Below are 2,432 nucleotides of genomic sequence, written 5' to 3' on the forward strand. Positions count from 1 at the left end.
AACCTCAACCGATGGAGGCCAGCATGGCACCCCTAACTACGGCAACAACATCTGCGAGCCCTGACGAAGTCTCAGCAGCACGCGTGCGCCGAGTGGCTCTTGTGCTTTCAAATCGACTGCAGCGCAACGCTTTAGGCGCCACTTTCAGCTTGGCCAACGAGCGCGGCGAAAAAATCGCATTGGTTTCGATAGCCCAGCAAGGACTCAGCTCGACTCATCGTGCTGCAGTGCGGATGGCGTTGTCCAGCGAACTGGCGGGCGCGCTGCGAACAGCCAGCACGGACTATGAATTGCGCGGTGCTGTGTCGCCCGAAACCATGAACCGCATGCGCCAGCTACTCGCCACTCTGGACGCATGATGGGCACCTTCACCGTCTCCGTTCGCTTGGCAGCCGTGCTATTGATCACGCCCCAGGCCCTAGGCACTGAGCGCCTGTCCGCAATGTTGCTGATCACTTACTCGGCCCTGGGCACCGACAGCGCCGCAGTAATCATGGCCGCTATCGACTGCTTCGGCCCATGCGTCATTACCGCTAAACCACGCTGAAAGCCTCGCATGCGCACCATTTTCAACCTGTTTAGTTTTTACCGCCGCCGCGGCGCCAGCATCTACCTCGCCGCGCGCCGCGCCTTGCACGTCTATCGAAACGGATTCTGACATGACCAAGATCGAACCCGACCGCGCCGCGCTGGAAATCGCCTACGGCCAACTGCACACCACCAGGCCGCTCGACGAGCTGCTCAAGGTGCCAAACCTGCGGGCCACGCTGTTCGCAGTGGCGCGCCGCCACATGAAGCGCCGCGACCGGTTCGATCCGAAAAAAATGCAAGCGAACGACAACGATTAATTCGAGCAGCACCCACCGCAGCATCAACCAGGGAATCACAATGGAAAACCAGCACCGAAAAATCACCGGCTACCGCGAATTGTCGCAGGCCGAAATCAACACCATGAACGAAATCAAGGCCAAGGGCGAAGAACTGCGCGCCCTGGTCGCAAAGATCGGCCAGTTGGTCCAGCCGCCGCTGCAGGCGAACGAGCCGGCCACCGCCGGTGACGAAGCCGCCATCGGCGAATTGGCCTCGAAACCGGTCGAGCAGGAAGGCGACGATCCGCTGTACTGGCTGCGCTATGCCGACTCCTCGTTCCGCTGCGGCGTGATGTACGCGATCCGCGCCGTCGCACAGCCGACCTCGTACTAACAACCAGCCACCCGGCAGGCTGCGCACACCACCAGCCTGCCATTACTCAAACCAAGGACCGCCATGTTTACAGCATTGCACGCGCTCGCCCAAAGCGCGACCCTCATGATCGTCGTCACCGCCGAAGACGACGATCTGCGCGTCAGCATCACCCCCACCCAGGCCGGCGACAAGACCAAGGCCTACAAGTTGCAGCCGCTGTCGCTTGTGGCTAGCCCGGCCGAGCTGGACGACGGCTTTGCCGCGGCCATCCAATCCTGGCAGGCTCCGAAGCTGTCGCTGCAGCAGCAGGTCGAGGCCGCGAACGCCACCGGTGCCGATCCCGTCGCACCACCAGCCAGCAGTAAAGCGGCGTCGAAAGAGGCGAGCAAGCGCCCAGGTCCAGGCCGGCCGAAAAAGAACGACAGCCCAGCACCAGGTGGCGAAGGCGCAGCCGGCGCCGGCGCTGAAAACGTCAGCCAGCAGGAAAACACGCCACCTGCCGCCAGCGACGCTGGTGCTCCTGGGACGACCAGCACGCCACCAGTTGGCGGCGCCGAGGCCGAAGAGCCCGAAGAAATCATGCCGGCGCCTGCCGGCAACCCCGCCATCACCACCGCCGTCGACACGGTAACGCTCGACCTTTTCTAAGAAAGCTATCTGCCATGGCAATGCAAATCGAAAAACTGATCCGTGAATTCCGTTACAACGGCGTGGTGCTGCAAGACCCGAATAGCACCTTTAACCTGGTGCAGGTGCGCGACTTCTACGCCACGGTCTATCCGGAAATCATCAGCGCCGATATCGAGGGACCCGAGCAGCTGGGCGCCAAGGCCGTCTACACGTTCCGCCGCGCCGTCGGCACCAAGGGCTGCGAGCTGACCGGCCTTATCCGTGACGTCGGCGCGCTGCTGCACGCCAACTGGCTCGACAGCGAAGACGCCGAATTCATCAAGGAACTGCAGGCCGCCGTGGGCCGCAACGAGGTGACGTACATCGACCACGATGCGCGCGTGCGCCTGACCGAACTGCACGGCAAACACTGCAGCGTGGCGGCCTGACCATGTTGACGCGCAAAACTGCAATCGCGCAGCTGCGCGAAGCCGGCACGCTGGCTTCAAGCGGCGTGCCGGTTAATACGATTACTCCGGTCGAGGTGGATTCGCCCCTGGCCCGCGTGCTGGCCAGCACACTGGCACACAATAAGGCGCGCAGCGGCCCACGCTTGCTGGCGCCGTCGTTTGCCCATG

6 protein-coding genes are annotated in these 2,432 nt (G+C 62.8%); all 6 read left to right on the forward strand.

The window, feature by feature from the left end; translation table 11 throughout:
• On the forward strand, nt 1-359 hold a 359-nt coding region (locus tag AC0V2Y_RS28335; RefSeq protein ID WP_475418457.1), incomplete at its 5' end, for a hypothetical protein.
• A gap of 300 nt (nt 360-659) precedes the next feature.
• Nucleotides 660-848: a hypothetical protein gene (locus AC0V2Y_RS28340; protein ID WP_475418049.1), complete on the forward strand. Its 189-nt coding sequence runs from the start codon at nt 660-662 to the stop codon at nt 846-848.
• A gap of 40 nt (nt 849-888) precedes the next feature.
• The gene (locus AC0V2Y_RS28345) at nt 889-1,203 is read left to right on the forward strand and encodes a hypothetical protein (RefSeq protein WP_475418050.1); all 315 of its coding nucleotides are present in this window, start codon (nt 889-891) and stop codon (nt 1,201-1,203) included.
• 63 nt (nt 1,204-1,266) lie between these two features.
• Nucleotides 1,267-1,833: a PRTRC system protein E gene (locus AC0V2Y_RS28350; RefSeq protein ID WP_475418051.1), complete on the forward strand. Its 567-nt coding sequence runs from the start codon at nt 1,267-1,269 to the stop codon at nt 1,831-1,833.
• Nucleotides 1,834-1,847: 14 nt separating this feature from the next.
• Nucleotides 1,848-2,243, forward strand: coding sequence for a PRTRC system protein C (locus AC0V2Y_RS28355; protein WP_258194549.1), 396 nt, complete (start codon nt 1,848-1,850; stop codon nt 2,241-2,243).
• Between the two features lie 2 nt (nt 2,244-2,245).
• On the forward strand, nt 2,246-2,432 hold a 187-nt coding region (locus tag AC0V2Y_RS28360), incomplete at its 3' end, for a hypothetical protein (RefSeq protein ID WP_475418458.1).

It is taken from the genome of Janthinobacterium sp. BHSEK (assembly GCF_056174685.1).